6 protein-coding genes and 1 tRNA gene are annotated in these 6655 nt (G+C 72.8%); 1 reads left to right on the top strand and 6 read right to left on the bottom strand.

The features are described from left to right. Positions 1-277: 277 nt before the first annotated feature. The 6 genes from ABZX30_RS30705 to ABZX30_RS30730 all read right to left on the bottom strand — a co-directional run bounded on the left by ABZX30_RS30705 (position 278) and on the right by ABZX30_RS30730 (position 6133). Positions 278-1066, bottom strand: a complete 789-nt coding sequence (locus ABZX30_RS30705; protein WP_355939276.1) for a S16 family serine protease — start codon at positions 1064-1066, stop codon at positions 278-280. Positions 1067-1130: 64 nt separating this feature from the next. Further along, positions 1131-1772 carry a helix-turn-helix domain-containing protein gene (locus ABZX30_RS30710; RefSeq protein WP_355939278.1) on the bottom strand — a complete coding sequence of 214 codons (642 nt, stop codon included), beginning with the start codon at positions 1770-1772 and terminating at the stop codon, positions 1131-1133. A 312-nt stretch (positions 1773-2084) separates the two neighbouring features. Continuing rightward, positions 2085-3875 (bottom strand): DEAD/DEAH box helicase, encoded by a 1791-nt coding sequence (locus ABZX30_RS30715; protein ID WP_355939289.1) that lies wholly within the window; start codon positions 3873-3875, stop codon positions 2085-2087. A gap of 185 nt (positions 3876-4060) precedes the next feature. Beyond that, positions 4061-4435 (bottom strand): type II toxin-antitoxin system death-on-curing family toxin, encoded by a 375-nt coding sequence (locus tag ABZX30_RS30720; protein WP_355939280.1) that lies wholly within the window; start codon positions 4433-4435, stop codon positions 4061-4063. Beyond that, complete coding sequence (locus ABZX30_RS30725) at positions 4432-4632, bottom strand: ribbon-helix-helix protein, CopG family (protein WP_355939281.1); 201 nt, start codon at positions 4630-4632, stop codon at positions 4432-4434. The genes ABZX30_RS30720 and ABZX30_RS30725 overlap by 4 nt, the downstream gene beginning before the upstream one ends. A 52-nt stretch (positions 4633-4684) precedes the next feature. Next, positions 4685-6133 (bottom strand): MFS transporter, encoded by a 1449-nt coding sequence (locus tag ABZX30_RS30730; protein WP_355939283.1) that lies wholly within the window; start codon positions 6131-6133, stop codon positions 4685-4687. Between the two features lie 235 nt (positions 6134-6368). Between ABZX30_RS30730 and ABZX30_RS30735 the strand changes: the two genes are divergently transcribed. Beyond that, positions 6369-6440: transfer RNA gene (locus ABZX30_RS30735), tRNA-Cys, on the top strand. Positions 6441-6655 lie beyond the last annotated feature (215 nt).

The following is a 6655-nucleotide window of genomic DNA, read 5'->3' on the forward strand; positions in this document are numbered from 1 at the left end:
GCCGCGCCGCCCGGGCCAAGCGCCCGAGCGAACTCCGCACCCGCCTCGGCTGGACCCTCGTCGGGATCGGTCTGCGGCTCGCCGCCACGCGCGAACCGGCCCCGGCGACGGCCTGGGGCCTGTCTGACCATTCCCGTCTGCCGCGCGACGCCATGCGCGCGCCCCCAGCGGGTGCAGGCCCGTCACTCCCCCAGCCTTCGGCCGGGGGCCCCCCAGAGCACGCACCTGACGCCGCGCGGCCGCCCTCCGGGCGACGACGGGAAGGGTCAGACAGGGCCTAGCAGCTCGGTACGGAGCCCCTGCCCTTCTCCAGCGCCACCAGGGAGCTCACCGCCCCCTTCAGGGTGGTCACCGGAACCAGCCTGAGCCCCTTCGGCAGCTCCGCCTCGGCGTCGGAACACTCGTCCTTCGGGACCAGGAAGACGGTCGCCCCGTCCCGCCGGGCGGCCTGTGTCTTGAGGGCCACGCCGCCGACCGCGCCCACCTTGCCGTCGGCGTCGATCGTGCCCGTACCGGCGATGGTGCGGCCACCCGTCAGGTCGCCGCCGCTGCCGTCGCCGTTCAGTTTGTCGACGATCCCGAGCGAGAACAGCAGCCCCGCGCTGGGCCCGCCGACATCGGCGAGCTTCAGGGTGACCTTGACCTTCTCGCTGCTCAGGTCCAGGTACGTCAGCGCCGCCTCGGTCGCCGCGTCCTGGGACTGCTGCATCTGCTCGACGTTGTGCTTCTCGATCTCCTTGACGGTGTCCCCCTGGTAGACCGCGTCGTGCGGCATCACCGCGCGGTCCGTGCGGAACCAGTTGCCGAGCACGCCGCCCAGCGACACGCGGGTGTCCGGGCCGGTCGCCACGATCGTCACCATCCGCAGCTGCCCGCTCGTGGCCCGGACCGGCGCGCCGGAGACGGTGATCACCGTGGTGCCCCTGCTCTTGCCCAGGACGTTCGCCGTCGGCCCCGGCTGCGCCACCGCGAACGGCAGCGGCGCGAAGAGCGCGGTGGCGATCAGGGCCGCGACGGGCAGGGCGCAGACGACGACGGCCTGGAGACGTGTGAGACGCGAGAGCACGCCATCAATCTACGGGACGGCCGGTTCCGTCCACGGTCCGGCCGTCCGCCGCGCCCCGCCGGGCTCAGCGCAGCGCCTCCGCGACCTCGCGCGCCGCGTCGACGACCCGCGGCCCCACCCGCTCCGGCACGGCGTCCGCGAGCATCACCACGCCCACACTGCCCTCGACCCCCGTGACCCCGAGCAGCGGAGCCGCGGCCCCGCTGGCCCCGGCCTCGAGCTCCCCGTGCGTCAGGGTGTAACCGGGCTCCACCGACGGCGACTGCCGCGCGGAGAGGATCGCCTTGCCGGCGGCTCCCCGGTCCAGCGGATGCCGGAACCCCGCCCGGTACGCGACGTGGTAGTCCGTCCAGGTCGGCTCGACCACCGCGACGGCCAGCGCCTCGCTCCCGTCCACCAGCGTCAGATGCGCGGTGGCGCCTATGTCCTCCGCCAGCGACCGGAGCGCGGGCAGCGCGGCCTCCCGCACCAGCGGATGCACCTGCCGCCCCAGCCGCAGCACCCCGAGCCCGACCCGGGCACGCCCGCCCAGGTCACGGCGGACGAGCGCGTGCTGCTCGAGCGTGGCGAGCAGCCGGTACACAACGGTCCGGTTGACGCCCAGTTTGGTGGAAAGCTCGGTGACGGTCAGCCCGTGGTCCGTGTCGGCCAGCAGCTTGAGGACACGCAGTCCCCGGTCGAGCGTCTGAGAGGTCTCCGCGGTCACGACGGCCACTCCTTAGGGGTGAGGTCGGCAACCCCTGCGCGACGGACGCGTCACCGAGTCCCGCCGGCGACGCGCTTCAGAGGCCGCCGATCGGCATGGCGGCCCGGCGGCTCCGGACCCAGTCGCTTCACGGCTGCGCTCCGCGGCGGCGCTGCCACGGGGCGTGTGCGTAGCGGGACAGTAGCGAAGCCGGTTCGCTGAGAGGAAGCCTCCGTCCAGAATCCGGGCACAACCCCGTATGAACTGTGGCCTTCGTCCTGATACGTGCGGCGTGTCGCGGGCGTCGCACGCCGCCGGAGACCGACGGCGGCGTCACCTCATCCGCGTCGCCCACTCCTGCACCTTGGCGATCCGCTGCCGCAGCTGCCCGGCCGTCGCCTCGGCGCTCGGCGGGCCGCCGCACACGCGCCGCAGCTCGGTGTGGATCACCCCGTGCGGCTTGCCGCTCTGGTGGACGTACGCGCTGACCATGGTGTTGAGCTGCTTGCGCAGCTCCATCATCTCCTTGTGCGAGACCACCGGCCGCCGCTCGGCGGGCAGCTCCAGCAGGTCGGCCTCGGTGTCCGGCTTCTTGCGGCTGTGCGCGATCTGCCGGGCCTGCCGCTTCTGCAGCAGCATCTGCACCTGGTCGGGTTCGAGGAGCCCGGGGATGCCGAGGTAGTCCTGCTCCTCCTCGCTGCCCGGGTGGGCCTGCATGCCGAACTCGGCGCCGTCGTAGAGGACCCGGTCGAAGACGGCGTCGGACTCCAGCGCCTCGAAGGGCAGCATGTCCTGCTCGCCGGTGTCCTCGTCCTGCTCCTTGTTCGCCTCCTCCATCTCCTTCTCGGACTCGGCGTACGGGTCCTCCTCGCCCTCCTTCTTCGGCTTGTCGAGGGCGTGGTCGCGCTCGACCTCCATCTCGTTGGCGAAGGTGAGCAGGTCGGGGACGGTCGGCAGGAAGACGGAGGCGGTCTCACCGCGGCGCCGGGACCGTACGAAACGCCCGACGGCCTGGGCGAAGAAGAGCGGGGTGGAGATGGTGGTGGCGTACACGCCGACCGCGAGCCGGGGCACGTCGACGCCCTCGGACACCATGCGGACCGCCACCATCCAGCGGTCCTGATTCGCGCTGAAGTCGTCGATCCGCTTCGAGGCGCCGGCGTCGTCGGACAGCACGAGCGTGGCCTTGGTGCCGGTGATCTCCCGGATCAGCTTGGCGTACGCGCGCGCCGAGTCCTGGTCGGAGGCGATGACGAGGGCGCCCGCGTCCGGGATGGCCTTCCTGACCTCGGTCAGCCGCTGGTCGGCGGCGCGCAGCACGGCGGGCATCCAGTCGCCGCGCGGGTCGAGCGCGGTGCGCCAGGCCTGGCTGACGGCGTCCTTGGTCATCGGCTCGCCGAGCCGGGCGGCGACCTCGTCACCGGCCTTGGTGCGCCAGCGCATGTTGCCGCTGTAGGAGAGGAAGATGACGGGCCGGACGACGTGGTCGGCGAGCGCGTTGCCGTACCCGTACGTGTAGTCGGCGGCGGACCGGCGGATCCCGTCCTGCCCCTCCTCGTACGTCACGAAGGGGATGGGGTTGGTGTCGGACCGGAACGGCGTACCGGTGAGCGCGAGCCGCCGGGTGGCCGGCTCGAACGCCTCCAGGCACGCCTCGCCCCAGGACTTGGAGTCACCGGCGTGGTGGATCTCGTCGAGGATGACGAGCGTCTTGCGCTGCTCGACCCGGTTGCGGTGCAGCATCGGCCGGACGCCGACGCCGGCGTAGGTGACGGCGACGCCCTGGTAGTCCTTGCCGAGCGGCCCGGCGCTGTACTCGGGGTCGAGCTTGATGCCCACCCGCGCGGCCGCCTCCGCCCACTGCTTCTTCAGGTGTTCGGTCGGCGCGACCACGGTCACCTGCTGCACGACGTGATGGTGCAGCAGCCAGGAGGCGAGCGTCAGCGCGAAGGTCGTCTTGCCCGCGCCCGGCGTGGCGACGGCGAGGAAGTCACGCGGCTGCTCCTGGATGTACTTCTCCATGGCCCCTTGCTGCCAGGCACGCAGCTTGCTGGCGGTGCCCCAGGGGGCGCGGCCGGGGAAGGCGGGCGAGAGGTGGTGCGAGTGCGAGGAGGAAGCAGACATGGGGGTGGGCCCGGAGGGCCCTGCGTTGAGGGTGGTGGCGGGTGACGGGCGGGTGGTAGTCACGGTCTCCGTGGATCGGTCCGGGTCGAGCGGCTCGGCTGGATACGACAACCGGGCCACCCTACCGGCGGTCCGGCGGTGCCCATGCGCGGACGCGGGCGGGTCGCCGGTGGGTGGGATCCACGTCACAGCACGCGCAGTCGCGCGGCGATCACGGCGACGTCGCTCTCCTTTCCCGAGGCCACGTCGAGGACCAGGTCGTACGCCGTGTCCTGGTCGACGGCGGCGAGATCGACGCCGTCGAGGGCGAGGCAGGTGGCGGTGGCGAGCCAGGCGGTGCGCTTGTTGCCGTCCACGAGGGGGTGGTTCGTGGCGAGGGCGTGGAGCAGTGCGGCCGCCTGCTCGTAGAGGTCGTCGTAGGCCGCGGTACCGAACATGCGGGCGCGCGGGCGGTGCACGGCGGATGCGAGCAGCCCCGGCTCGCGCGCCTCGGGCGCCCGGCCGCCGAAGGCGATCTCGGCGAGGGCGGTGACATCGGCGACGGTCAGGTGACGGGTCACTCGCCCAGCCTCCTCAACAGGTCGGCGTGCGCCCCGGCCAGCCGCTCGGCGACGGCCCGGACGGCGAGGGCCTCCTCGCGGAGATACCTGTGCACGGCCTCCAGCACCACCTCTTGCGAGGAGCGGTCCTGCGCATCCGCGAGGTCGTCGAGGGCCTGCAGGGTGGCCGGGTCCAGGGAGACGGTCAGCTGGTGCACGCGGAGGAGAGTACGGGGCGGGGCCGCGGCTCGGCGACCGGATTCCGGCGGCTCACCGCTCCCGCAAGCGCGTCGTCACCCAGGTGCCCAGCAGCGCCACCGCCGCCATCGGCAGGAACACCACGGCGAAGGCGGCCGGGTGGGTGCCGGAGGCGGTCGTGGCTTCTGCCGCCGTCGTGGTCGCCGCCCCGCCGCCCAGCGCCGCGAACGCCGCGCCCGCCGCGGCGAGCAGGACGACGTTGGCGAGGGCGTCGGAGATCTGGAGGGCCGCGGAGTTGGCGCCGGCCTCCGCGGGGGCGGAGAGCTGGAGCAGGAGCACGCTGGTGGACGAGATGACCAGGCCCATGCCGAAACAGCCGAAGGCCCAGGCGACGGCAACCGTCCAGGCGGGCACGGAGTCGATCAGCACGCTCGGCGCGGTGGCGATGGCGGCCGCCACCAGCACCATCCCGACGGTCACCAGCCGCTCCCGGTACGGCTCCACCCGCGGCCGCGACTGCATCCAGGAGCCGAGCGCCCACGTCAGCCCGCCCGCCGCGAGCGAGAAGCCGGCCAGTGTCGGGGAAAGCCCCCGCTGGGTGACCAGCATCAGCGGCACGAAGGACTCGGCGGCGACGAAGGATCCGGCGGCGACACCGCGCAACAGCACGACCGACGGCAGACCGCGCGCCGCCCGGTAGGTGCCGCGCGGCAGCAGCCCGAGCACGGCCGGTACGAGCAGCGCGGCGCCGGCGGCACCGGGGAGCACGGAGATCCACCGCAGGTCCTGCGCGGCGTACTGCAGCAGCCCCGCACCGAGGGAGATCCCGAGGGCGAGCCGGATGCGCCGCCGGTCGAAAGCGACGTCCGCGCCCGCCTCGACGGGCCCCGTGGCCCGCCGCCGTATCTGCGGCAGCGCGAGCCCCAGCGGGAAGACGACCAGCGCGGGGATGCCGAGGAACACCCACCTCCAGCCGAGATGCTCGGTCACCGCGCCCGCCGCCAGGGGGCCCACGATCGACGGCACGACCCAGCTCGCCGCGAACGCCGCCATGATCGCCGCCCGCAGCCGCTCGGGATAGGCCCGGCCGACGACGACGTACAGCGCCACGATCACGAGGCCGCCGCCGAGGCCCTGCACGGCCCGCCCCACGATGAACACCCACATCGTGCCGGCGGTCCCGGCCACCACCAGCCCGGCCGTGAAGGCCCCGATCCCGGTGGTCAGCGCCCCCAGCGGACCCCGCCGGTCGGACCACTGCCCGGCGAACACCATCCCGAACAGGCTCGTCGTGAAGTACCCCGAGAACGCGAACGCGTACAGCGACACCCCGCCCAGTTCCCTAGCGGCCACCGGCATCGCCGTACCCACCGCGGTCGCCTCGAAGGCGATCAGCAGCACGACGGACACGATGCCGGCGCTCAGGGCACGGTAGGACCGCCCGAGGACCGTGTCCGTGTCCTCCGGGCGGTCGACAGGGGCGTCAGCGACTCCGGTGTCGCGTGGTTCAAGGGCAGTCATGACCGCCAGCGTAAGGTGCACGGCCCGGTTTGGCCCCTGTCCGAAGTCGCCGGCGACCTGCGACCTTGGTCCTCCGTCCCGGCCCGCCCCGGGACCCCTTTCATGAACGGCGTGTGGCAGTCCCATTGCAGGCCCGGCGCTCCCCTTGAGCCGCCCGACGACCCCGGCCTACCGTCGTCTCATCAACACGGCCGGTGCGCATCCCGCCACGGCCGTGCGGATGAGAGTCAGTCACGGCCGTGTGCCCGAGTGGTTCAGGGGCTCGCCTGCAAAGCGAGTTACGTGGGTTCGAATCCCGCCACGGCCTCTGTACGTGGTCTGACGTGCGCAGATGCATTGGACGACGCGGCTCCTAGCTCAGTGACTCCTGACAGACACGGAGCTAGGTACGTCGCTCGGTCACGAGTGGCAGACCCAGGCTCCCGTATCAGAGGGCGGTATGTGACGTGATGCCCGTTTCGGGCTTTCGGGTGGGGCTGTCGGTCTGGTCGTGGCCTGACCAGGCGGCTACCACTGCGGCTT

This window comes from Streptomyces sp. NPDC004542 (assembly GCF_040610035.1).
Taxonomy (GTDB): domain Bacteria; phylum Actinomycetota; class Actinomycetes; order Streptomycetales; family Streptomycetaceae; genus Streptomyces.